The sequence below is a fragment of the Pseudomonas sp. XWY-1 genome (genome assembly GCF_002953115.1).
In the GTDB taxonomy this organism is placed as follows: domain Bacteria; phylum Pseudomonadota; class Gammaproteobacteria; order Pseudomonadales; family Pseudomonadaceae; genus Aquipseudomonas; species Aquipseudomonas alloputida.
The window spans coordinates 4985067-5009440 of the sequence record NZ_CP026332.1; the positions used below are offsets into that span (position 1 = coordinate 4985067).

Consider the following 24374-nt stretch of genomic DNA (forward strand, 5'->3'; position numbering starts at 1 on the left):
TCGCGGGTGAACCCGCTCCTACAGGGGTGAGACCTGTAGGAGCGGGTTCACCCGCGAAAAGGCCAGTGCAGGCTGATCCGATTACAGCTCGACGCAGTCGAACTTCACATCGGTGGCCACGTCTTCGTCGTAGTTGACGTCAGCGCGCTCGAAGCCGAACAGGTTGAGGAACTGCTTCTTGTAACCGGCATAGTCGGTCAGCTCGAACAGGTTCTCGGTGGTCACCTGTGGCCACAGGGCCTTGCAGGCGTTTTGCACGTCGTCACGCAGTTCCCAGTCGTCCAGGCGCAGGCGCCCTTTCTCGTCGACCTCTGCCGGCGCACCGTCGGTACGGTACATACGGTCGCGGTACATGCGGTCGAGCTGGTCCTGGGTGCCTTCGTGAACACCTTTCTCCTGCATGATCTTGAAGACCATCGACAGGTACAGTGGCATCACCGGGATGGCCGAGCTGGCCTGGGTAACCACCGACTTGAGCACCGCCACATTGGCGCCGCCTTTCACTTCACCGGCCAGCTTCTGGTTCAGACGCAGGGCGGTTTCGTCCAGGTCCTGCTTGGCCTGGCCCAGTGCACCGTGCCAGTAGATCGGCCAGGTGATATCGCTGCCGATATAGCTGAAGGCCACGGTGCGAGCGCCTTCGGCCAGTACATTGGCGCCAGCCAGCGCATCGATCCACAGCTGCCAGTCCTGGCCACCCATGACGGTGACGGTGTCGGCAATTTCCTGCTCGGTGGCCGGCTCGATGCTGGCCTCGATGATGGTGTCCTTGTTGGTGTCGATGGCGGTCGACTTGTATGGCTGGCCGATCGGCTTGAGTGCCGAGCGAATGACTTCACCGGTCTGCGGCAGCTTGCGCACGGGCGAAGCCAGCGAGTAGATGACCAGGTCGACCTTGCCACCCATTTCGTTCTTGATCAGCTCGATGACCTTGGCGCGGGCTTCGTCGGAGAAGGCGTCACCGTTGATCGACTTGCTGTACAGGCCCTCGGCCTTGGCGAACTTGTCGAAGGCAGCAGCGTTGTACCAGCCAGCAGTGCCGGCCTTGGTCTCGGTGCCTGGCTTTTCGAAGAACACGCCCAGGGTGTCGGCCTTGAAGCCGAACGCCGCCGTGATGCGGGCTGCCAGGCCGTAGCCGCTGGAAGCACCGATGACCAGGACCTTCTTCGGGCCATCCTCGCGTACGCCCAGCTTGCGGGTGGCTTCGATCTGGTCACGGACGTTGAGCTCGCAGCCCTTCGGGTGAGTCGTGGTGCAGATGAAACCGCGAACCTTAGGATGAATGATGGCCAATGTCTGTACCTCGTCAGGTTTATGCCGGGGAAGCGCCGCTTGGGGCGATTCCGATTGATCAGAGGGTGAGACTACCCCCGCAGGTTATCCGACACATATTACGGGGTGATCAGAGGGATGCAAAACCAGAGTTCTTATGTGCAGGAGGCTCACAGCTGCACGGAATCCAGATTGGCTGGTTAGAACCTTCGCCACCCATTGATTTGTTTTTCACATCAATCCGAAAGAAAAACAAACTTAACAAATAAGCCGAACCCGCCGATGCTGGCGGCACTACGCCCATTGCACGGAGAACAACAACATGAACGACGTGGTGATCGTCGCCGCAACCCGTACCGCCATCGGCAGCTTCCAGGGCGCCCTGGCCACAGTGCCTGCAGTTGACCTCGGCGCCGCCGTGATCAAGCAACTGCTGAAACAAACCGGGCTGGACCCGGCGCAGGTCGATGAAGTCATCCTCGGCCAAGTGCTCACTGCCGGTGCCGGTCAGAACCCGGCACGCCAGGCGGCGATCAAGGCTGGCCTGCCCTTCAGCGTACCGGCCCTGACCCTGAACAAGGTCTGCGGCTCGGGCCTCAAGGCCCTGCACCTGGCCGCCCAGGCGATCCGCTGCGGCGATGCCGAGGTGGTGATTGCAGGTGGTCAGGAGAACATGAGCCTTGCCCCCTACGTGATGCCCTCCGCCCGCACCGGCCAACGCATGGGCCATGGCCAACTGATCGACAGCATGATCACGGACGGCCTGTGGGATGCCTTCAATGACTACCACATGGGCATCACTGCCGAAAATCTTGTGGACAAGTACGGCCTCAGCCGTGAGCAGCAGGATGCCTTTGCTGCCGAGTCGCAGCGCAAGGCAGTGGCGGCGATGGAGGCCGGCCGTTTCGACGCTGAAATCACCCCCATCGTGCTGCCGCAGAAAAAGGGAGAGCCCAAGGTTTTTGCCCGTGACGAGCAACCACGCCCGGACACCACCGCCGAGTCCCTGGCCAAACTGCGCCCGGCCTTCAAGAAGGACGGCAGCGTCACCGCAGGCAATGCCTCCAGCCTGAACGACGGCGCCGCCGCCGTGCTTTTGATGAGCGCAGCGAAGGCCGAGGCTTTGGGCCTGCCGGTGCTGGCGAAGATCGCCGCCTACGCCAGTGCCGGGGTAGACCCCGCGATCATGGGTATTGGTCCGGTTTCGGCGACCCAGCGTTGCCTGGACAAGGCCGGTTGGCAACTGGCCGAACTGGACCTGATCGAAGCCAACGAAGCCTTTGCCGCCCAGGCGCTGGCCGTGGGCAATGCGCTGGCATGGGATGCCGCGCGGGTTAACGTCAATGGAGGGGCGATTGCCTTGGGCCACCCGATTGGTGCTTCCGGGTGCAGGGTGCTGGTGACCCTGTTGCACGAGATGATCAAACGGGATGCCAAGAAAGGCCTGGCGACCTTGTGCATTGGTGGTGGACAAGGGGTGGCGCTGGCCATCGAGCGCTGATTGATTCAAGCAGGCCCGGCCTCTTCGCGGGTGAACCCGCTCCTACGCTGATCGGTGGTGGACACTCATCGGTGATCGGGCGCAGGCCGTCGTAGGAGCGGGTTTACCCGCGAAAGGGCCGGGCCTGCTGGCCAATTTCCACCAGCCGTTCACCGTTGCAGCTGCCACCGTATTCGCGGGTAAACCCGTTCCTACCACTGATCGGTGGCGGACACACATCGGTGATCGGGCGCAGGCCGCGTGTAGGAGCGGGTTCACCCGCGAAAGGGCCGGGCCTGCTGACCAATTTCCACCAGCCGTTCACCGTTGCAGCTGCCACCGTATTCGCGGGTAAACCCGCTCCTACGCTGATCGGTGGCGGACACACATCGGTGATTGCGCGCAGGCCGCGTGTAGGAGCGGGTTCACCCGCGAAAGGGCCGGGCCTGCTGGCCAATTTCCACCAGCCGTTCACCGTTGCAGCTGCCACCGTATTCGCGGGTAAACCCGCTCCTACCGCTGATCGGTGGTGGACACACATCGGTGATTGCGCGCAGGCCGCGTGTAGGAGCGGGTTCACCCGCGAAAGGGCCGGGCCTGCTGACCAATTTCCACCAGCCGTTCACCGTTGCAGCTGCCACCGTATTCGCGGGTAAACCCGCTCCTACCGCTGATCGGTGGTGGACACTCATCGGTGATCGGGCGCAGGCCGCGTGTAGGAGCGGGTTTACCCGCGAAAGGGCCGGGCCTGCTGACCAATTTCCACCAGCCGTTCACCGTTGCAGCTGCCACCGTATTCGCGGGTAAACCCGCTCCTACCACTGATCGGTGGCGGACACACATCCGTGATTGCGCGCAGGCCGTCGTAGGAGCGGGTTCACCCGCGAAGAGGCCGGCACAGGCAGCATCTGATCAAGCCGCGGCTCGGTCCTGCTCGAGCGAAGCGGCCAGCACCGCCACTTCCTGGCACTTCTGCACGGCCAGTTCCACTGGACTCTCCAGCAACGAACAGGCCGGCGCCAACCACAGCCGCTCACCCAGGCGTTCATGGGCTTCGTGCAGCAGCCCCAGGGTCTTGCCCAGATCGCAAGGCGAGGCGTTGCGACCGTCGACCAGGCCCAGCGACAGTACCTTGTAGGCCGGCAGGCGATCGAGAATGGTCTGGTACTGCTCGGGCGCCTGAACCAGATCGACGTGCAGGCCATCGACCGGCAGGTTGGCGGCCAGGCCGAGGTTGCCCTCCAGGCCACCGAAGTACGTGGCGATCAGCTTCTTCAACGGTGCGCGTTGAAGGATGTTGTAAACGCGTTCATAGGCATTTTTCCAATCCTGGGGCAGGTCCTGGGCGAGGATGGGTTCATCGATCTGCACCCATTCAACGCCATGGTCGGCCAGGCGGTTGAGGAGCTGGTCATACACGGGCAGCAGGCGGTCAAGCAGCTCCAGCTTGTCGAAGTCACCGCCCAAGGTCTGGCCCTGCCACAGGTAGGTCAAGGGGCCGATCACTACCGGCTTGACTGCATGACCCAGAGCCTTGGCGTGCTCCACTTCTTCGAACAGTGGTTCCCAGTTCAGAACCAACGGCTGATCGCCTGCGCTAAGCACGTGGCTGTCCCAGGCGAAGTCGCCGACCGGCAGCAGCTCGATGCCAGCGTCTTTCTGCACCTGCCAGTGGCGGGCACGCAGCTCGCGGTCACGGCCGATGTGTGGAAAGCCCAGGTTATGTGCCAGTGCCATGTCTTGTCCCTTCAGCATGCTTGAATGAATGAGGGGATTCTCCGGCTGGCGAGGTATTGAGACAAACTCATTAAATTTGAGATGAACCCAAGAAATCTTCATGATCATGCTGTCATGGTCTTCGCGCCCCATGTCTCATTCAGATCACCACCTTGCGCATCCGGACATGACCCGGCTCGCCTTCTGCCGCACAATGCCACCCTGACCACACCAGGTGCCCGGCCAATATGAGCCTGCTGAGAACCGCCCTGCGCGAACAGAACTTCGTCTGCGTAATGGAGTTCGTCCCCAAGCCTTCCGCAGAACGCTTTGCCGCCATGGAAGCGATCCTGGCCCGTGCGCACCTATGCGGCTGGCCCATGACCGTGGCCATCGGTGATCGTGTCGGCAGCCCGCTGGACATGTCACCGCTGGACGCCCTCGCCTCGTTCAGCAACCCGGTGCCTGCCCTGCCGCATTTTTCAGGCAAGGATCGCGAACGCCACCACCTGCTCGCCCAACTGCAGCGTATGGACGCCGCCGGCCTCGACCAGCTGTTACTGCTGACTGGCGACCGCCTGCCCGGCCATGAACCTGGCCAGCGCCCGGTGCGTTATCTGGAATCGGTCGCCGCCCTGCAGGTTGCTCGCCAGGCCTGCCCGCACTGGCTGCTGGGTGCGGCGCTGAACCCGTTCAAGTACCACGAGGAAGAAGGCGGCGCCCAGTACTTCAAGGCCGAGAAAAAGCTGGCAGCGGGGGCTGACTTCCTCACCTTGCAACTGGGCTTCGATGCCGCCAAGCATCAGGAAGCCATACACTGGATGCGCCGCCAGGCCACTCCCAAGCCCATGCTGGCCTGCCTCATGAGCCTCACCCACGGGCGCGCGGCGATGCTCGACCACGTGGCCGGCGTGACTGTCACGCCATCCATGCGCGACATGCTCGAAGCGGAGACGGCGCAGTCCAAGGCCTTTGCCCAGGCGCGCAGTGTTGACCGCCTGGCCTTGCAGATTATCGGTACAAAGCTGATGGGGTACGCCGGTGTGCACCTGTCAGGGGTTCACACGCTCGAACAGCTGCTGGCCCTGGAGGCCCGTATCGAGTACTGGCAAACCCAGGTTCAGTCCCTGGAGCAATGGGCACCGGCCTGGCACGCCAGCTGGCAGATGCCTGGCCTGCCGGCGGTGACCTTCCATCCGCCACAGGCTGGCTGGCGCCTGGACGAGTCACGGGTCGATGCCTCATTCAAGGAAAAAGCCCGCTATCACCTGATGCATGGCATGCACGCACTGCTGTTCAGCCGCCGCAACAGCCTGAGCAAGGCCTTCGGCTGGGCGGTGCGCCAGCCTCTGTGGGGTACACGCGTCGGCGCACACGTGCTGCACACGCTGGAGCGCAGTGTGAAGCGCCCGCTGGTGGGTTGCGACACCTGCGGCCGTTGCCGCCTGGAAGACACCTTGTATATCTGCCCGGAAACCTGCCCTAAAGGCCTGGCCAATGGCCCTTGCGGCGGAACCGCCCTGAACCGCTGCGAGTTCGGCGACCGCGAGTGCATCCACAGCGTCAAGTACCGCACCGCCAAAGCAGTGCGGCAAGCCGCTGTGCTGACCGAGCGCCTGATCCCGTGCATCGAGGTCGAAACCCGCCACCGCAGCTCATGGCCGCAGTGGTTCGCAGGGCAGGCACCGCAGCGGCTCAGCCCGCAGCCATTGCCTCGAAGCCAGCCCGAATCGTAGCCTCCGGCAGTTCATCGGCAATGAACACCATCACGCTTTCGCGCGCTTCGCCTGCAGCCCACTCGGCGTCCCAGTCGAAGCCATAAAGCTTGAGCACGCCCTGAAACACCAGCTTGCGCTCCTCGCCGGCAATGTTCAGCACGCCCTTGTAGCGCAGCAGCTGTTTGCCGTGGGTTTCCAGCAGCTCGTTCATGAAGCTGCTGAGGCGGTCGATATCCAGCGGGGCTTCGGTACGCAGCACCATCGTGGAAATGCGGTCCGGGGTGGCAGGCTTGAGCACCGGTCGCAACATCGGTTTCAGGTTCACCCCAAGGTCAGGGTTGAGGTTGAAACCTCGCACATCCAGTAACTCAGCCAGGTCGATGCAGCCGTGTTCGACCACACGGATCGCAGCCCTGCTATTGATGCGGGCCAGGCGTTCGCGGAGGGCTTCAACAGCAGCCGGCTCGACCAGGTCGGTCTTGCTCAGCAGCAGACGATCGGCAAAGCCGACCTGAGCCTGAGCGATGGTCTGGGTCAGGTGCAGTTCGGCATGCGCGGCATCGACAAGGGTGATGATGCCGTCGAGGATGTAGCGCTCACGCAGCTCCTCGTCGATGAAGAACGTTTGCGCTACCGGCGCCGGGTCGGCCAGGCCGGTGCATTCGATCACCAGGCGATCGAAGGCGATTTCCCCGGCATCCAGGCGTTCAAGCAGCAGGTACAGCGCGCGAGTCAGGTCGCCATGGATGCTGCAGCATACACACCCGTTGGCCAAGGTCATGACCTGCACCGGCTGGTCCCCCAGCAGTTGGCTGTCGATGCCGGCCTCGCTGAATTCGTTTTCGATCACGGCGAGCTTCAGGCCATGCTCGGCCTTGAGCATGTGCTTGAGCAAGGTGGTCTTGCCGGCACCGAGGAAGCCTGTGAGGACGGTTACGGGAATGGGCGTCTGCACGCAAAATACTCCTGAATCTGAAAATGACTGTGGGAGCCGGTTACCCAGGCTCCCACAGGTTTACACGTACCGCAGGCTCAACAGCACTTGGGCCCGGACTTGCCACCGTAACGTGCTTCCTGACGTTCGCGGAAGAACGCCTCGTAGCTCATCACCGGCTTGTCCGGATGCGTTTTCTGCATGTGTTCGACATAGTTGTCGTAGTCGGGCATGCCGACCATCAGGCGGGCTGCCTGCCCCAGGTATTTGCCCAGTCGACCCAAGTCGTTGAACATGATTGCAGTCCTCTCGATTACGCGTCAGGCAACGCCTGGAACGGGGTTTCCTTGTCGCTGCGTTCTTTGCGGCCCAAGGCGGCATAGCCGACCTTGATGGCGAAGAACAGGATGCTGAAGACCACCAGCAGGAACAAGATCGTCAGGCCCGCGTTGGTATAGGCGTTGAAGATCACGTGCTGCATCTGCCCGATGTCCTTGGCCGGGGCCAGTACCTGGCCGGCGTCCAACGCAGTGCTGTACTTCTTGGCCAAGGCCAGGAAGCCGACAGCCGGGTTGGGGTCGAACAGCTTGATCAGGCCTGCAGCCGTGGTGCAGATCAGCAGCCATACGGCCGGCAGCAGGGTGACCCAGATGTAGCGCTGACGCTTCATCTTGATCAGCACCACAGTACCGAGCATCAAGGCGATACCGGCCAGCATCTGGTTGGAGATACCAAACAGCGGCCACAGGGTGTTGATGCCACCCAGTGGGTCGATGACGCCCTGGTACAGCAGATAGCCCCAGAGTGCCACGCAGCCAGCGGTGGCGAGCAGGTTGGCCCCCCACGATTCGGTGCGTTTGAGTGCAGGCACGAAGCTGCCCAGCAGGTCCTGCAGCATGAAGCGCCCGGCACGGGTACCAGCGTCTACCGCCGTGAGGATGAACAGCGCCTCGAACAGGATCGCGAAGTGGTACCAGAAGGCCATGGTGTTTTCACCTGGCAACACCTGGTGCAGGATCTGCGCGATACCGACCGCCAGGGTTGGCGCACCGCCGGCACGGGCCAGGATGGTGTGCTCGCCGATGTCACGGGCAACGGCTTCGAGCTGCTCGGGTGTAATCAGGAAGCCCCAACTGCTGACGGTCTGCGCCACCGACGCGACATCGGTACCGACCACTGCAGCCGGGCTGTTCATGGCGAAGTACACGCCCGGCTCGATCACCGAGGCCGCTACCATGGCCATGATGGCGACGAACGATTCCATCAACATGCCGCCGTAGCCGATATAGCGGGCGTTGGTTTCGTTATCCAGCAGCTTGGGGGTGGTCCCCGAGGAAATCAGCGCGTGGAAGCCGGACACCGCACCACAGGCAATGGTGATGAACAGGAACGGGAACAGGGTCCCCTTCCACACCGGGCCGGTGCCGTCGGTGAACTGGGTCAGCGCCGGCATTTTCAGCTCAGGTGCGATGATCAGGATACCGATGGCCAGGCCAAGGATCGTGCCGATCTTGAGGAAGGTCGACAGGTAGTCACGCGGTGCCAGCACCAGCCACACTGGCAGCACGGCGGCGACAAAACCGTAGCCCACCAGCATCCAGGTGATCTGCACGCCGGTGAACGTGAACGCCGGGCCCCACACCGGGTCCGCAGCGATCACGCCGCCCAGCCAGATCGAGGCCAGCAGCAGTACCACACCAACGACCGAGATTTCGCCAATACGGCCCGGACGGATGTAGCGCATGTAGATGCCCATGAACATCGCGATCGGGATGGTCGCCATCACCGTGAACATGCCCCATGGGCTTTCGGCCAGGGCCTTGACCACGATCAACGCCAGCACCGCGAGGATGATGATCATGATCAGGAAACAGCCGAACAGGGCGATGGTGCCCGGGATTCTGCCCATTTCCTCGCGCACCATGTCGCCCAGCGAGCGCCCGTTGCGGCGGGTAGACAGGAACAGGACCATGAAGTCCTGCACCGCACCGGCCAGCACCACGCCGGCGATCAGCCAGAGCGTGCCGGGCAGGTAGCCCATTTGCGCGGCGAGTACCGGCCCGACCAAGGGGCCTGCGCCGGCGATGGCAGCGAAGTGGTGACCGAAAAGAATGTGTTTGTTGGTCGGGACGTAGTCCAGGCCGTCGTTGTTGAGCACCGCCGGGGTGGCACGGCGCGGGTCGAGTTGCATCACCTTGGTGGCGATGAACAGGCTGTAGTAACGATAGGCGACCAGGTAGATGGCCACTGCCGCGACCACGATCCACAAGGCGTTGATCGCCTCGCCGCGACGCAGGGCAACCACACCCAGTGCGCAGGCGCCTATGACTGCCAGCGCCAGCCACGGAATATGGCGTAGCAGGCTATTATTGTTGTTCATGGTTAGCTTCCAGCTGGTGGATTGGAAAGACCGCCCACCGAGTCTAGGGCCAGTCAAGCGGCATTGCCACACTTGCTTCGTTCTAGAGCCTCTGCGGCCAGATTGCAGTACCTGATGCACATGCAACTCTAACTATAGTCAGGATGACACCTGATGACCTATTCGAGGATCCATGCCATGAGCGATCATGACGAACGCCGCCGCTTTCAACGCATCGACTTCGATGCCCCCACCGAGCTGCGCCAGGGGCTGAAACGCTGGCCTGCAAAACTGCTGGACCTTTCACTCAAAGGCTTGCTGATCGAACGCCCGGCAGACTGGGATGCCGACCTGACTCAGGACTTCGACGCCATCATCGACCTGGACAACGAGGTCCGTGTGCAGATGCAAGTCGAACTGCGCCACGAAGAGCCGGACCGCCTGGGCTTCATCTGCCTGTACATCGACGTCGATTCGATGACCCATTTGCACCGTCTTGTGGAATTGAACGTGGCTGACAGCACCGAAATGATGCGTGAGCTGCGCGAACTCATCGAATAATGAAATCTCTTAGCTAGCTAATAGCCCTCCCACCCGGTGTTTCTTGTCTACCCAGACAGCTTTAAGCCTGGGTAGCGATGCTTTGTACACACCCTTCTAATACAGCTTCTGCCAAGTTGGTACGCCTTCTGCATTGGGTTTTAGCACACCCTGCAGCCAGACCTGTTCGCGCTCCGATCAAAATATTGTATACAATTCTTGTAGCAATCATTTGTAGGAAGTGTCTACAGTAGCGGCACAACAATAAACAGAGAGCCTGCTCCATGACTACGTCCCCTAGCACGTCTCCCGCCAAGCGACCCGAGGATGAAAACCTCGGCCTTGGTGCCAACCTGGCCTATGGTCTGCAGCATGTGCTGACCATGTATGGTGGGATCGTCGCAGTACCCCTGATCCTGGGGCAGGCCGCGGGCCTGAATGGTGCCGAAATCGGCATGCTGATCGCCGCCTCGCTGTTCGCCGGTGGCCTTGCTACCCTGCTGCAGACCCTTGGCCTGCCGTTCTTCGGTTGCCAGTTGCCACTGGTGCAAGGCGTGTCGTTCGCCGGTGTGGCGACCATGGGTGCGATCCTGAGCAGCGAGGGGGGCGGTGGCCTGCCTGGGGTGCTCGGCGCGGTCATGGCTGCGTCGCTGATCGGCTTTCTGATCACACCGGTGTTCTCGCGCATCACCAAGTTCTTCCCGCCGCTGGTGACCGGTATCGTCATCACCACCATCGGCCTGACCCTGATGCCGGTTGCCGCACGCTGGGTAATGGGTGGCAACAGCGCCTCGCCGGAGTTCGGCAGCGTGGCCAACATCGGCCTGGCCGGGCTGACCTTCGCCATCGTGCTGCTGCTGAGCAAGCTTGGCAGCGCCACCATCTCACGCCTGTCGATCCTGCTGGCCATGGTGGTCGGCACGCTGATCGCCTGGGCATTGGGCATGACCGATTTCAGCAAGGTCAGCGAAGGCCCGATGTTCGCCTTCCCCACGCCTTTCCACTTTGGCATGCCGGAGTTCCACATCGCCGCGATCCTGTCGATGTGTATCGTGATCATGGTCACCCTGGTGGAAACGTCGGCCGATATCCTCGCCGTGGGTGAGATCATCGACACCAAGGTGGACTCCAAGCGCCTGGGCAACGGCCTGCGCGCCGACATGGCCTCGAGCATCCTGGCGCCGATTTTCGGTTCGTTCACCCAAAGCGCGTTCGCCCAGAACGTTGGCCTGGTGGCCGTGACCGGGGTCAAGAGCCGCTACGTAGTGGCTACCGGCGGCGTGATTCTGGTGGTACTCGGCCTGCTGCCGGTCATGGGCCGGGTGATTGCCGCCGTGCCTACCCCGGTACTGGGCGGCGCCGGTATCGTGCTGTTCGGCACCGTGGCGGCCAGCGGTATCCGCACCCTGTCCAAGGTCAGCTACAAGAACAACGTCAACCTGATCATCGTCGCGGCCTCGCTGGGCTTCGGCATGATCCCGATTGCCGCGCCGACCTTCTACCACCACTTCCCGAACTGGTTCGAGACCATCTTCCACTCCGGCATCAGCTCGGCGGCGATCATGGCCATCCTGCTGAACCTGATCTTCAACCATTTCACCACCGGCAACTCGGAAAACCAGTCAGTGTTCGCTGCAGCCTACGAGCGCACCATCCAGTATTCGGACATTTCCGCGCTGCGTGATGGGGACTACTTCAAGGATGGCAAGCTGTTCGATGCCGAGGGTAACGAAGTGCCGATGCTGGAACTGGACGAGCACGGCAATGAAACGGTCAGGCGCACGGCCGTTGCCGAGCACTGACGGGTTGCAGGAGCGAGCTTGCTCGCTCCTGCACGCTATTCGAACAATGCATCCAGCGCCTGTTCCAGCCGGGTAACGGCAATCACCTGCAACCCCGCAGGCGCTTCTTTCGGCGCATTGCCCTTGGGCACGATGGCACGCTTGAAGCCGTGCTTGGCCGCTTCCTTCAAGCGCTCCTGGCCACTGGGCACCGGCCGTACCTCGCCCGACAAGCCGATCTCGCCAAACACCAGCAAACCATGGGCCAGTGGCCGGTTGCGCAAGCTGGACATCACCGCCGCCAGCAGCGCCAGGTCCGAAGCCGTTTCCAGCACCTTCACTCCGCCGACCACGTTGAGAAACACATCCTGGTCATGGGTCGGGATACCGCCATGGCGGTGGAGTACCGCCAACAACATGGCCAGACGGTTCTGGTCCAGGCCCAAGGTTACCCGCCGCGGGTTGGCCAGATGGCTATCGTCGACCAGCGCCTGCACCTCGACCAGCATTGGCCGGGTCCCCTCCCAGGTTGCCATAACCACGCTACCCGGCACCTCTTCCTGAGTACGGTTGAGGAAGATCGCCGACGGGTTGGATACCTCCTTGAGGCCACGATCGGTCATGCCGAACACGCCCAGCTCGTTGACCGCGCCAAAACGGTTCTTGACCGCCCGCAGCAAGCGCAGCCGGCCATCGGACTCACCTTCGAAATACAGCACCGTGTCGACCATGTGCTCCAGCACCCTTGGGCCAGCCAGCGAGCCTTCCTTGGTCACGTGGCCGACCAGGAAGATTGCCGTACCGCTTTGCTTGGCATAGCGCACCAGCAACGCTGTGCTTTCGCGCACCTGGGCCACGCCGCCCGGGGCCGATTGCAACTGCTCGGTGAAAATGGTCTGGATCGAGTCGATCACCATTACCCGCGGCTTCTCGACCCGCGCCGTGGCAATGATCGTCTCGATGCAGGTTTCGGTCATCACCTTGAGCTGGTCCTGGGGTAGGCCCAGCCGCCGCGAGCGCATGGCCACCTGCTGCTGCGACTCCTCCCCCGTGACATACAGGGCCGGCATGCCCACGGCAATGTTGCACAAGGTCTGTAGCAAAATGGTCGACTTGCCGATGCCGGGGTCACCGCCAATCAGCACCACCGAGCCATCCACCAGGCCGCCACCCAGCACACGGTCCAGTTCGGTGCTGCTGGTCGTGAAGCGCGGGATTTCCTCGACACTGACTTCGGCCAGGGTCTTGATCTGCGCCTGCTGCCCTGTCCAGCCAGCGCGGCCGCTACTGGGTGCAGCAGCGCCGCCGCTTTCGATCATGGTTTCGACCAGGGTGTTCCAGGCCCCGCATTCGCCGCACTGGCCGGCCCATTTGGGGAAGGTCGCGCCGCATTCGGTGCAGCCATACAAGCGCTTGGCCTTAGCCATGGGTGGGGTCTCCTGGAAAAATTCGCCATGATAACTGAGCAGGACGTGTCTCGAACGCCTCGAGATGCGACAAAACTATTCGTTCTAACTGCAGTCAGTAGCCCTGAACACAACGCATGAAGCGTTTAAGTGGCTTACACTGCCTTAACCTTACCTTTTGTTACAAGGAACCAAACATGGGCATGCTCAACGAGTTCAAGGCTTTCGCAGTCAAAGGCAATGTCGTCGACATGGCGGTCGGTATCATCATCGGCGCGGCCTTCGGCAAGATCGTCTCGTCCTTCGTCGGCGACGTAATCATGCCGCCACTGGGCCTGCTGATCGGTGGCGTGGACTTCAGCGACCTGGCCATTACCCTGAAGGCTGCCGAAGGTGACGTGCCAGCGGTGATGCTGGCGTATGGCAAGTTCATCCAGACCGTGATCGACTTCCTGATCGTGGCCTTTGCCATCTTCATGGGCGTGAAGGCGATCAACAAGCTCAAGCGTGAAGAAGCCGTGGCACCGACTACGCCGCCTGTGCCTTCGGCTGAAGAGACGCTGCTGACCGAAATTCGCGATTTGCTCAAGACGCAGAACCAGAACCGCTTGCCTTGACATTGGCGGGGGCGCTGGGGGGGCGGGCATGCTGGCGAAGAATCCAGTGCGGTGGATGGCACCGGCTTCGCCGGTGTTCGCGGGTGAACCCGCTCCTACACGGCGGCCTGTGTCCAACCTCCAATGCGTGTCCACCATCGGAGCGGGTTTACCCGCGAATACGGTGGCGGCGGCAACGGTGAACGGCGGGTGGAAATTGGCCAGCAGGGCCGGCCTCTTCGCGGGTGAACCCGCTCCTACACGGCGGCCTGTGTCCAACCTCCGATGTGTGTCCACCACCAATCTGCGTAGGAGCGGGTTTACCCGCGAATACGATGGCGGCGGCAACGGTGAACGGCGGGTGGAAATTGGCCAGCAGGGCCGGCCTCTTCGCGGGTGAACCCGCTCCTACGGCGGCCTGTGTTAAAACACTGAGGTGTGTCCACCACCGATCCGGTGTAGGAGCGGGTTTACCCGCGAATACGGTGGTGGCGGCAACGGTGAACAGCTGGTAGAAATTGGCCAGCAGGCCCGGCCCTTTCGCAGGTAAACCCGCTCCTACGGCGGTCTGTGTAGGATCCGGATTACCCCCGAATACGGTGGCGGCGGCAACGGTGAACGGCGGGTGGAGATTGGCCAGCAGGCCCGGCCCTTTCGCGGGTGAACCCGCTCCTACAGGCCCGCAACGGCCGCAATGGTCTTACCAGTAGTTCTCGACAGCCACCTGCCCGGGCCGCTTGCTCAGGCTCAGTTGCAGGTCTCGCGCCTTGAGGACCTTGCGGGTTTCGTCGATCATTTCCGGGTTACCGCACAGCATCACACGAGAATGCTCCGGCGACAGCTCAAGCCCTGCCGCCTTCTCCAGCTCGCCATTCTCGATCAACGTGGTAATGCGCTGATTCAACGCCCCGGGGTGCTGTTCACGGGTCACCACGGGAATGAACTGCAACTTGCCCGCGTACTCGGCCAGATAATCGCGCTGTTCCAGCCCGGCAATTTCATCCACATAAGCCAGCTCCTTCGCTTCGCGCACTGAATACACCAGCTTGATGCTGTCGAAGCGCTCCCAGGCCTCGAAGTCCTGCAGGATCGACATAAAGGGCGCAATGCCGGTACCGGTAGCCAGCAGCCACAGGTCACGACCTCCGACGAAGCGGTCGAGGGTGAGAAAACCAAACGCCTGGCGGTCGATCAGCAACGTATCGCCTGCCCCCAAACGGCTCAGCTCACTGGTGAATTCACCACCTGGCACCACGATGGAAAAGAAATCCAGGTGCTCGTCATGAGGGGCGCTGACCATGGAATAGGCGCGCCACACCACACTACCATCGGCCTTGGTCACACCTAGCCGGGCAAATTGGCCGGAACGGAAACGGAACCCCGCATCGCGCGTAACCCGCAGGCTGAAGAGGTTCGGCGTCAGTGGCTGAACATCGAGCAGTGTCTGGCGAGTGAACTTTTCGGCGCTAGCGGTCATATCGGGCTCCAGGGTTGGCGTGTGCACAGTGTCGCCTAAAGTGGCCAGGATAAAAACCACCGCTTTGTAGGGCCTCATCCAGGTTGAACGTGCCGAACTCGCAGAAAATCCTGTTCGCTATAACAAAAAAATCCCAACAGGATGGTAGGTCTTTTCCTACAATCATCCGGGTACTCAAACGGATTGGATCCTGCGCGCCCCTAGGAGTGTTTCAAATGCTTCACTGGAAACCCGAGTATCTTCATGCGTTCGTCAGCGAACGCAGCCCGCAGAAGCTATTCGACATCGCAGTCCATCTGGCTCAGGACCTGGACATGGATTACCTTGGGCTGAACATCCGCATTCAGATCGCTACGCAAACGCCAAGGCTGTACCTCTACAGCAACTACCCAATTGAGTGGATCGAGCGTTACCAGCGCGACGACTTCTACAAGCTGGACCCGGCAGCGAACCTGAGCCACAGCTCGACGACGCCGGTGCTGTGGACCGATGAACTTTACAAGGAAGCCCCGCAATTTCGCGAAATGGCCTGCCAGCATGGCTTGCGCCACGGCTGGACACAGTCGCTTCACGACCAGCAGCACAACGAAAGCCAGATCAGTGTCGCTCGGCCAAACGGCCACATCGATGTGCTCGAGCTGTACGACAAAGCCGGTAGCGTGCAGTGGCTGTGCCACACCCTTCACGCGGTACTGGGCGAGCACCACCTGAACGCGCTGTGCCCACCCCAACCGAAAATGAGCGAGCGTGAACTGGAAGTGCTGAAATGGTCTGCCGCCGGCAAGACCGCTGCCGATGTTGCCTCCATCCTCTCGCTGTCGCAAAGCACGGTCAACTTCCATATCCGCAGCGTGATCACCAAGACCAACGCTGCCAACAAGGCCGGAGCCATCGCCATTGCCGCCTTGCGTGGCTGGATCTGACCTTCAAACCTGCGACCTTGGGCAAAGCCCTGTAGAATCGCCCGGCAAAGCCCGGCGCGAACCGCAACGGGCAGTTTCGTACCCGAGCCAGACGCCATGCCCCTGCTGACCACCCCCTACGCCGAACTCGACCTGATCCGCCAGCCGGAGCAGGCCAACGACCCGTTGCAGGCCTTCGATGCCGCCGACGAGTACCTGCTTGCGCAGCTACACGATCAGGCACCCGACGCCAATTGCCGGGTACTGGTGCTCAATGACAGCTTCGGTGCCCTGGCTGCAAGCCTTGCGGGCCAGCTGCAGGTGGTCAGCAGCGGTGACTCGCACCTGGGGCACCTGGCCCTGGAAAAGAACCTGGTGCGCAATGGCCTGCCGTTCGACAGTGTGCCGTTCGTACCGGCCAGCGAACACTGGCAAGGCCCGTTCGACCGGGTGCTGGTGCGTGTGCCCAAGACCTTGGCACTGCTGGAAGAACAACTGATCCGCCTGCAAGGCCAGCTGGCACCCGGTGCACAGGTGATTGCTGGGGCAATGATCAAGCACCTGCCACGGGCGGCCGGCGACCTGATGGAGAAGTACATCGGCCCCGTACAGGCTTCGCTGGCACTGAAAAAGGCCCGTTTGCTGACAGCAACGGTTGCCGAGCGGCCGCTCGCCAAGTCCCCCTACCCCAGCTGCTACCGCCTCGACACGCCGGCTCTTGACTTGGTCAACCACGCCAACGTGTTCTGCCGTGAAGGCCTGGATATCGGGACGCGGGCGTTCCTCCCGCATCTACCACGCAACCTCGGCCGTGCACGGGTGGCAGACCTGGGCTGCGGCAACGGCGTGCTCGCGATCGCCAGCGCCCTGGCCAACCCGGAGGCCGAGTACACCCTGGTCGACGAGTCGTACATGGCAGTGCAATCGGCGCGGGAGAACTGGCTGGCAGCGTTGGGCGAGCGCCCGGCGACCTTCTTCGCGGCCGATGGCCTGGCCGGGCTGGAGAAACAGTCGCTGGACGTGGTGCTGTGCAACCCGCCGTTCCATCAACAGCAGGTAGTAGGCGATTTCCTGGCCTGGCGCATGTTCCAGCAGGCGCGTGAAGCGCTGGTGGTAGGTGGGGCGCTGTACATCGTGGGTAACCGGCACCTGGGCTATCACAGCAAGCTGGCGCGGTTGTTCCGGGGGGTGGAGCAGGTGGCGGCAACGCCCAAGTTCGTCATTCTGAAAGCCCGCAAGTAAGCGCGCCACCGCCCCCGTAGGAGCGGGCTTGCCCGCGAACACCGGCAACGCCGGTGCCATCTAGCGCGTTGCCTGCTTCGCGGGCAAGCCCGCTGCCGCTCTTTATCAGTGTGTGGTCAGGCCCGCCGCCCCCATGAACAGCCGCATCACCCAGGCCGCCACACCCAGCGCTGCGACGCTCATCGCCCAGATCAGCAACAGCCAACCCAGTCGCTGCCACAGCGGTTTCTTGTCTTCCAAACCATGCTTGCCAGCCATCATGCGGCCCTCCTAGTGATAGCCGTCTTCGTGGGTCACCTTGCCGCGGAACACGTAGTAGCTCCAGAAGGTATACATGAGGATAAACGGCAGGATGAACAGGGTACCCACCAGCATGAAGCCCTGGCTTTGCGGTGGCGCTGCGGCATCCCAGATCGAAATCGACGGAGGGATGATGTTAGGCCACAGGCTGATTCCCAAGCCGCTGTAGCCAAGGAAGATCAGTACCAGCGTGAGCAGGAACGGCGTGTAGTGCGCGTTGCGTGCCACCGCTTTGAGCAACCCGTAGAAGGTCACCAGCACCAGCAGCGGCACCGGCATGAACCAGATCAGGTTGGGCATGCTGAACCAGCGGTCGGCAATCTGCGGGTAGGCGATGGGCGTCCACAGGCTGACGATACCGATCACCACCAGCAGCACCAGCGCCAGCGGCCGGGCCATATCGTGCATCTTCTGCTGCAGCGGCCCTTCGGTCTTCATGATCAGCCAGGTGCAACCCAGCAGGGTGTAGGCCACGATCAACCCCAGCCCGCAGAACAGGCTGAACGGCGTCAGCCAGTCCAGGGTGCCACCGGCAAAATGCCGGTCGACCACCTTGAACCCCTCCAGGAACGCGCCCAGCGCCACGCCCTGGAAGAAGGTGGCGATCAGTGAACCCCAGATGAAAGCCTTGTCCCAGATATGCCGCTTGTCAGCCTTGGCCTTGAAGCGGAACTCGAAGGCCACGCCCCGGAAGATCAGGCCGATCAGCATCAGGATCAGGGGCAGGTACAGGGCCTCGAGGACCACGGCATACGCCATCGGGAAGGCCCCGAACAGTCCGGCACCGCCCAGGATCAACCAGGTTTCGTTGCCGTCCCATACCGGCGCGACAGTGTTCATCATTACATCACGGTCCTGCTCGCCCTTGACGAAGGGGAAGAGCATGCCGATCCCCAGGTCGAATCCGTCCATCACCACGTACATCATGACGCCGAAGATGATGATCACGGCCCAGATTAGTGGAAGGTCGATACCCATGGTTCAGTTCCCCTTGTTCAGGCTGGCAGAGGTGGCCTCGCGGCCATCATCGGCGGCGGACAAAGGCCGTGCCGGCGTGCGTTTCTGGCCAGGGCCTCCCGGTGTGTGCTCGTCACCCTCACCGGTCTGCGGCCCTTTGCGCACCAGGCGCATCATGTAGCCAAGGCCGGTGCCAAACAGGGCGAAGTACACCACCACGAACGCCACAAGGGTGAAGCCGAGCTGGGCGTAGCTGTGGTTGGAAACACCGTCCGCCGTGCGCATCAGGCCGTACACCACCCAGGGCTGGCGGCCAATTTCGGTAGTGAACCAGCCGGCCAGCACCGCGATCAGCCCGGATGGCCCCATCCACAGGGCCACATGCAGGAACGGGCGTGAACTGTACAGCGTGCCGCGTTTGCGCAACCACAGGCTCCACAGGCCAACGAAGATCATCAGGAAACCAAGCCCGACCATGATCCGGAACGACCAGAACACAATGGTCGAATTAGGCCGGTCCTCGGGCGGAAACTCCTTCATCGCCGGCACCTGCTTGTCCAGGCTGTGAGTCAGGATCAGGCTGCCGAGCGCCGGGATCTCGATCTTGAACCGGGTAGTCTCGGCCTCCATGTCGGGAATGCCGAACAGGATCAGCGGAGTCGGCTCACCGGGCACGTTCTCCCAGTGGCCTTCGATCGCAGCAATTTTCACCGGCTGGTGCTTGAGGGTATTGAGGCCGTGGAAATCGCCGATCACTGCCTGAATCGGGGCGACGATCAGTGCCATCCACATGGCCATCGACAGCATCTTGCGTACAGCCGGGTTGTCACGCCCGCGCAGCAGGTGCCAGGCCGCCGAGGCACCGACGAAGAACGCGGTGGACACGAACGCGGCAGTGGCCATGTGCATCAGGCGGTAGGGGAAGGAGGGGTTGAACACCACCGCAAACCAGTCCACCGGCACCACCCGACCATCGATGATCTCGTGACCTTGCGGGGTTTGCATCCAGCTGTTGGAGGCGAGAATCCAGAAGGTAGAGACCAGCGTACCGAGCGCTACCATCACCGTGGAGAAGAAGTGCAGACCACGGCCGACGCGGTTCCAGCCAAACAACATGACGCCCAGGAAGCCGGCCTCGAGGAAGAACGCAGTCAGTACTTCGTAGGTGAGCAGCGGGCCGGTGACGGCGCCGGCAAAGTCGGAGAAGCGGCTCCAGTTGGTACCGAACTGGTAGGCCATGACCAGACCGGAGACCACGCCCATGCCGAAGTTGACGGCGAAGATCTTCGACCAGAAGTGATAGAGGTCACGGTAGACCTGGTTGTGGGTCCGCAGCCATAGGCCTTCGAGGACTGCCAGGTAGCTGGCCAGGCCAATGGTGATGGCCGGGAACAGGATGTGGAACGACACGGTAAAGGCAAACTGCATTCGGGCGAGCTCTAAGGCCTCTATTCCGAACATGGTGCTTCCTCTTCAGATAATCCGGCGTCCGGGCTTGTGGCCCCAGTCGCCCACTGCCCCCACTGGGTCGAGTACGGCGTGTTGGAATTGTTCTGTTCGATCGCAGGGATTCCGGCCAGACGGCCAATTCATTGATCTGGAACGATTGACCCAGATCAATGAATGCTAGGAAGCATAGTCCCGAATGGCCCGGTGGGCCGTGTGGTGGATTGCCGCGTGACCTGTTGCCTCACCCTCTTTGATTAGCAGTGGAAAAGTGCCGACCTGAGCAAACAGTAACCGCTTGTTACAAACAGATGATACGCTGCGCCCCCCCTCTACTGCGCCGAGGCCCCTGGTTTCCGATGTCCGATTCCGCACCGCAGTTGTTGCGTCACCATCGTCCTTTTTTGGCCTTCTGGCTGGCCCGCGTGTTCACCGCCAGCGGCTTCCAGATGCTCACCGTGGCCATCGGCTGGCACCTCTACCAATTGACCGGCAACGTCCTGGACCTGGGCCTGGTCGGCCTGGTCGAGTTCGCCCCACGGGTGCTGTTCATGCTGCACACCGGCCATGTCGCCGACCGCTATGACAGGCGCAAGGTCGCCGCCCTGTGCCAGAGCCTTCAGGGGCTGATTGCCCTGGCGCTGGCGGTGGGCAGTGCCACCGACAACGTCACCCGCGAACTGATCTTTGCCCTGGCCTTCCTGCTCGGCGCCAGCCGCTCATTCGAAATGCCGGCAACCCAGGCGCTGTTGCCCAATGTGGTACCGGCCGGGCTGTTCCCGCGGGCAGTGGCGGCGTCGGCCTCGGCCACCCAGTCGGCGACCATCGTGGCGCCGGCGGTGGGCGGTTTCCTGTATGCCTTTGGCAGCATGTGGGTGTACGGCCCGACGGTGGCCTTGTACGCCATTGCCTGCGTGCTGACCCTGAGCCTGCAGGCGCGCGGCCAGGTCGCCCAGCGCGGGCGCGCCAGCATCGAATCGCTGCTGGCTGGCATCCGTTTCATTCGCAGCCGGCCCGACATCCTCGGCGCCATCTCGCTGGACCTGTTCGCCGTATTGTTGGGCGGGGCCACCGCGTTGCTGCCGGTATTTGCCAAAGACATCCTGCTGACCGGGCCGATGGGCCTTGGCCTGTTGCGCTCCGCGCCAGCGGTGGGGGCGTTGCTGATGTCGCTCTGGCTGGCGCGCTTCCCGTTCCAGCGCAACGTCGGGCGGACGATGTTCACTGCGGTCGGGGTGTTCGGCGTGGCGACCATCGCCTTCGGCCTGTCGACCTCGTTCTGGTTCTCGCTGGCGGTACTGGTGGTACTGGGTGCGGCAGACATGATCAGCATGGTCATTCGCAGCTCGTTCGTGCAGCTGGAGACACCGGATGAAATGCGTGGGCGGGTGAGCGCAGTGAACGGCCTGTTCATCGGTGCCTCGAACCAGCTCGGTGAGTTCGAATCGGGGGTGACCGCGCACTGGTTTGGTACAGTGCCGGCGGTAGTGCTGGGCGGGGTGGGCACCTTGGTGGTGACCGGGGTGTGGATAAAACTGTTCCCTACCCTGGCCAAGCGGGATCGGTTGCATAACGGGTGACGCGTCACCCGTGCCGGACTGTTCGCGGGCAAGCCCGCGCCTGCAGGGGACGTTACCCGCGCAGGGCCGGAAAAACCCATTCCCCAACGGCCATAGGCCCCCGCCATGCATGCTGGTATGATGCGCGGCTTTTTTCCTCCCCACACAAAACCACAGCATCCGGTACGGTCTGTGCTTTGCTGATGGGGTCGATACATTCATGGCGCCGGGGGCGCCTTGGGGAGCGGGCATGCTGGAAAGGCTGTTTCAACTAAGAGCACACAACACCAACGTGCGCACCGAGATTCTCGCGGGCGTCACCACCTTCCTGGCCATGGCCTACATCCTGTTCGTCAACCCGAGCATCCTCGGTGAGACCGGCATGGACAAGGGCGCGATCTTCGTCGCCACCTGCCTGGCAGCCGCCATCGGCTCCGCCACCATGGGCCTGATTGCCAACTACCCGATCGCCCTGGCACCGGGCATGGGCCTGAACGCGTTCTTCACCTACACCGTAGTGCTGCACATGGGCCACACCTGGCAGGTGGCACTGGGTGCCGTGTTCCTGTCAGCAGTGATGTTCTTCCTGCTGTCGATCTTCCGCATCCGCGAGTGGATCGTGAACAGCATCCCGCTGCCGCTGCGTTCGGCGATTGCCGCCGGCATTGGCCTGTTCCTGGCATTGATCGCCCTGCATAACGCCGGCATCGTCGTCGATAACCCAGCCACCTTGGTGGGCATGGGCGACCTCAAGCAGCCTTCGGTGATTCTCGCCACACTGGGCTTTTTCCTGATCGTCGGCCTTGAGTCGCTGAAAGTGCGCGGCGCGGTGCTGATCGGCATCCTGGCCGTCACCGTCGCGTCGATCGCCATGGGCGTCACGCCGTTCGGCGGGATCGTGTCGATGCCACCGTCGTTGGCACCCACCTTCCTGCAGCTGGACATCGCCGGTGCCCTCGACGTGGGCCTGATCAGCGTGATCTTCGCGTTCCTGTTCGTCGACCTGTTCGACAACTCCGGCACCCTGATCGCCGTGGCCAAGCGCGCCGGCCTGATGGGCAAGGACGGCCACATGCCGAAGATGGGCCGCGCCCTGATCGCCGACAGCACCGCCGCCATGGCCGGCTCCCTGCTGGGCACCTCGACCACCACCAGCTACATCGAATCCGCTGCGGGCGTGAGCGCCGGTGGCCGCACCGGCCTGACGGCCATCGTGGTTGCCGTGCTGTTCCTGCTGGCGCTGTTCTTTGCCCCACTGGCCGGTAGCGTGCCCGCCTTCGCCACCGCTCCGGCGCTGCTGTTCGTCGCGGTACTGATGGCCTCGGGCCTGGCGGAAATAAACTGGGACGACGTCACCGAAGCCGCACCGGTGGTGGTAACTGCCTTGGCCATGCCGCTGACGTACTCGATCGCCAATGGTATCGCCTTCGGCTTCATCGCCTGGACCGCCGTCAAGCTGATCTCGGGCCGCCACCGCGAACTGAACTCGGCGCTGGTGATCCTTTCCATCCTGTTCGTCATCAAGCTAGGCTGGTTCAACGCATGAGTGCTGCTTTCGACCCCTCCTCCTACGCCACCCAGCTGGATGCCAAAGTGACCCGGCTGCGCGAGCTGCTGGCACCGTTCGGCGCGCCGGAACCGGCTGTTTTCGACTCACCGCGCGATCATTACCGCCTGCGCGCCGAGTTCCGCCTGTGGCGCGAGGATGGCCAGCGCCACTACGCCATGTTCGCCCCGGGCGAGAAGCACAAGGCAATCCTGATCGACGATTTCCCCATTGCCAGCGAACGCATCAACGCGTTGATGCCACGCCTGAAGGCAGCCTGGCAGGCCAGCGAAGAACTGGGCAACCGCCTGTTCCAGGTGGAGTTCCTCACCACGCTGGCTGGCGATGCGATGATCACGATGTGCTATCACCGCCCGCTGGACGAGGCCTGGGAAGTGGAAGCACGGCAACTGGCTGAAGCGCTGGGGGTGAGCGTCATCGGCCGTTCCAAGGGCAAGCGCCTGGTTATCGGCCGCGACTACGCAGTGGAAAAACTCGATGTGGCTGGCCGCGTGTTCAGTTACCGCCAGCCGGAGGGTGCGTTCACCCAGCCCAACGGCGCAGTGAACCAGAAGATGCTCAGCTGGGCCTTCGAGGCCATTGGCGAGCGTGAGGATGACCTGCTGGAGCTGTATTGCGGCAACGGCAACTTCACCCTGCCGCTGGCCACGCGCGTACGCCAGGTGCTGGCCACCGAAATCAGCAAGACATCGGTCAATGCCGCACTGAGCAACCTCGACGAGAACGCTGTGGATAACGTGCGGCTGGTACGTTTGTCGGCAGAGGAGCTGACCCAGGCACTGAATGAGGTGCGGCCGTTCCGTCGCCTGGAAGGCATCGACCTGAAGAGTTATCAGTTCGGTACCGTGTTCGTCGACCCACCGCGTGCGGGGATGGACCCGGATACCTGCGAGCTGACCCGTCGTTTCGAACGCATCCTGTACATCTCGTGCAACCCGGAAACACTGGCAGCGAACATTGCCCAGTTGCAGGACACCCACCGTATCGAGCGCTGTGCATTGTTTGACCAGTTCCCGTATACCCACCATATGGAGAGTGGGGTGCTGCTGGTTCGGCGCTGATCGTTGTTTTGCCGGGGCTGCTTTGCAGCCCATTCGCGGGCAAGCCCGCTCCTACGACGAT

Annotated in this window: 20 protein-coding genes; 10 read left to right on the top strand and 10 right to left on the bottom strand. The window is 62.4% G+C overall.

Annotated features, from left to right (window positions below; translation table 11 throughout):
- Nucleotides 1–81 precede the first annotated feature (81 nt).
- Nucleotides 82–1293: an enoyl-ACP reductase FabV gene (fabV, locus tag PRJ_RS23355; RefSeq protein WP_003251642.1), complete on the bottom strand. Its 1212-nt coding sequence runs from the start codon at nt 1291–1293 to the stop codon at nt 82–84.
- Between the two features lie 301 nt (nt 1294–1594).
- On the opposite strand from fabV, the gene PRJ_RS23360 reads away from it, so the two are divergent.
- Nucleotides 1595–2773, top strand: coding sequence for an acetyl-CoA C-acetyltransferase (locus tag PRJ_RS23360; protein WP_104962556.1), 1179 nt, complete (start codon nt 1595–1597; stop codon nt 2771–2773).
- 891 nt (nt 2774–3664) lie between these two features.
- Here the strand turns inward: PRJ_RS23360 and PRJ_RS23370 are convergent.
- Nucleotides 3665–4489, bottom strand: a complete 825-nt coding sequence (locus tag PRJ_RS23370) for a 5-methyltetrahydropteroyltriglutamate--homocysteine methyltransferase (protein WP_104962918.1) — start codon at nt 4487–4489, stop codon at nt 3665–3667.
- Between the two features lie 227 nt (nt 4490–4716).
- Between PRJ_RS23370 and PRJ_RS23375 the strand changes: the two genes are divergently transcribed.
- Nucleotides 4717–6204: a methylenetetrahydrofolate reductase C-terminal domain-containing protein gene (locus PRJ_RS23375; protein ID WP_104962557.1), complete on the top strand. Its 1488-nt coding sequence runs from the start codon at nt 4717–4719 to the stop codon at nt 6202–6204.
- Here the strand turns inward: PRJ_RS23375 and yjiA are convergent.
- The 3 genes from yjiA to PRJ_RS23390 all read right to left on the bottom strand — a co-directional run bounded on the left by yjiA (nt 6164) and on the right by PRJ_RS23390 (nt 9500).
- Nucleotides 6164–7141, bottom strand: a complete 978-nt coding sequence (gene yjiA / locus PRJ_RS23380; protein ID WP_064491637.1) for a GTPase — start codon at nt 7139–7141, stop codon at nt 6164–6166. The two genes, PRJ_RS23375 and yjiA, sit on opposite strands and share 41 nt — an antisense overlap.
- Before the next feature lie 77 nt (nt 7142–7218).
- Nucleotides 7219–7416: a YbdD/YjiX family protein gene (locus PRJ_RS23385; protein WP_003251633.1), complete on the bottom strand. Its 198-nt coding sequence runs from the start codon at nt 7414–7416 to the stop codon at nt 7219–7221.
- Nucleotides 7417–7433: 17 nt separating this feature from the next.
- The gene (locus PRJ_RS23390) at nt 7434–9500 is read right to left on the bottom strand and encodes a carbon starvation CstA family protein (RefSeq protein ID WP_004577217.1); all 2067 of its coding nucleotides are present in this window, start codon (nt 9498–9500) and stop codon (nt 7434–7436) included.
- Between the two features lie 177 nt (nt 9501–9677).
- On the opposite strand from PRJ_RS23390, the gene PRJ_RS23395 reads away from it, so the two are divergent.
- Entirely contained in the window at nt 9678–10040 is a 363-nt protein-coding gene (locus tag PRJ_RS23395) for a PilZ domain-containing protein (RefSeq protein WP_029615590.1), read from the top strand.
- Nucleotides 10041–10303: 263 nt separating this feature from the next.
- Nucleotides 10304–11821: a nucleobase:cation symporter-2 family protein gene (locus tag PRJ_RS23400; protein ID WP_012053706.1), complete on the top strand. Its 1518-nt coding sequence runs from the start codon at nt 10304–10306 to the stop codon at nt 11819–11821.
- Nucleotides 11822–11856: 35 nt separating this feature from the next.
- On the opposite strand, the gene radA is transcribed toward PRJ_RS23400, so the two are convergent.
- A complete protein-coding gene (gene radA / locus PRJ_RS23405; RefSeq protein ID WP_003251626.1) occupies nt 11857–13227 on the bottom strand; it encodes a DNA repair protein RadA in 1371 nt (456 codons plus the stop codon).
- Nucleotides 13228–13403: 176 nt separating this feature from the next.
- Here radA and mscL point away from each other — a divergent pair, with 176 nt between their 5' ends.
- Complete coding sequence (gene mscL / locus PRJ_RS23410; protein ID WP_020193520.1) at nt 13404–13823, top strand: large-conductance mechanosensitive channel protein MscL; 420 nt, start codon at nt 13404–13406, stop codon at nt 13821–13823.
- Between the two features lie 679 nt (nt 13824–14502).
- On the opposite strand, the gene PRJ_RS23420 is transcribed toward mscL, so the two are convergent.
- Nucleotides 14503–15279 carry a ferredoxin--NADP reductase gene (locus PRJ_RS23420; RefSeq protein WP_014592355.1) on the bottom strand — a complete coding sequence of 259 codons (777 nt, stop codon included), beginning with the start codon at nt 15277–15279 and terminating at the stop codon, nt 14503–14505.
- Nucleotides 15280–15494: 215 nt separating this feature from the next.
- On the opposite strand from PRJ_RS23420, the gene PRJ_RS23425 reads away from it, so the two are divergent.
- Both PRJ_RS23425 and PRJ_RS23430 read left to right on the top strand, forming a co-directional pair.
- Entirely contained in the window at nt 15495–16202 is a 708-nt protein-coding gene (locus PRJ_RS23425) for an autoinducer binding domain-containing protein (protein ID WP_104962558.1), read from the top strand.
- Between the two features lie 96 nt (nt 16203–16298).
- Nucleotides 16299–17423: a methyltransferase gene (locus PRJ_RS23430; RefSeq protein WP_104962559.1), complete on the top strand. Its 1125-nt coding sequence runs from the start codon at nt 16299–16301 to the stop codon at nt 17421–17423.
- 105 nt (nt 17424–17528) lie between these two features.
- On the opposite strand, the gene PRJ_RS23435 is transcribed toward PRJ_RS23430, so the two are convergent.
- The 3 genes from PRJ_RS23435 to PRJ_RS23445 are packed head-to-tail and all read right to left on the bottom strand — an operon-like array spanning nt 17529 to nt 20141.
- The gene (locus PRJ_RS23435) at nt 17529–17684 is read right to left on the bottom strand and encodes a DUF2474 domain-containing protein (RefSeq protein ID WP_003251614.1); all 156 of its coding nucleotides are present in this window, start codon (nt 17682–17684) and stop codon (nt 17529–17531) included.
- A 9-nt stretch (nt 17685–17693) separates the two neighbouring features.
- The gene (gene cydB, locus PRJ_RS23440; protein WP_003251612.1) at nt 17694–18701 is read right to left on the bottom strand and encodes a cytochrome d ubiquinol oxidase subunit II; all 1008 of its coding nucleotides are present in this window, start codon (nt 18699–18701) and stop codon (nt 17694–17696) included.
- Nucleotides 18702–18704: 3 nt separating this feature from the next.
- Nucleotides 18705–20141 (bottom strand): cytochrome ubiquinol oxidase subunit I, encoded by a 1437-nt coding sequence (locus PRJ_RS23445; RefSeq protein ID WP_019438403.1) that lies wholly within the window; start codon nt 20139–20141, stop codon nt 18705–18707.
- A 344-nt stretch (nt 20142–20485) separates the two neighbouring features.
- Here PRJ_RS23445 and PRJ_RS23450 point away from each other — a divergent pair, with 344 nt between their 5' ends.
- The 3 genes from PRJ_RS23450 (at nt 20486) to trmA (ending at nt 24313) form a co-directional block, all read left to right on the top strand.
- Entirely contained in the window at nt 20486–21706 is a 1221-nt protein-coding gene (locus tag PRJ_RS23450) for an MFS transporter (RefSeq protein WP_010955310.1), read from the top strand.
- Between the two features lie 229 nt (nt 21707–21935).
- On the top strand, nt 21936–23231 hold the full coding sequence (locus tag PRJ_RS23455; protein WP_010955311.1) for an NCS2 family permease: 1296 nt from the start codon (nt 21936–21938) through the stop codon (nt 23229–23231).
- Nucleotides 23228–24313: a tRNA (uridine(54)-C5)-methyltransferase TrmA gene (gene trmA / locus PRJ_RS23460; protein ID WP_104962560.1), complete on the top strand. Its 1086-nt coding sequence runs from the start codon at nt 23228–23230 to the stop codon at nt 24311–24313. Before PRJ_RS23455 ends, trmA begins: the two co-directional genes overlap by 4 nt.
- Nucleotides 24314–24374: the final 61 nt, after the last annotated feature.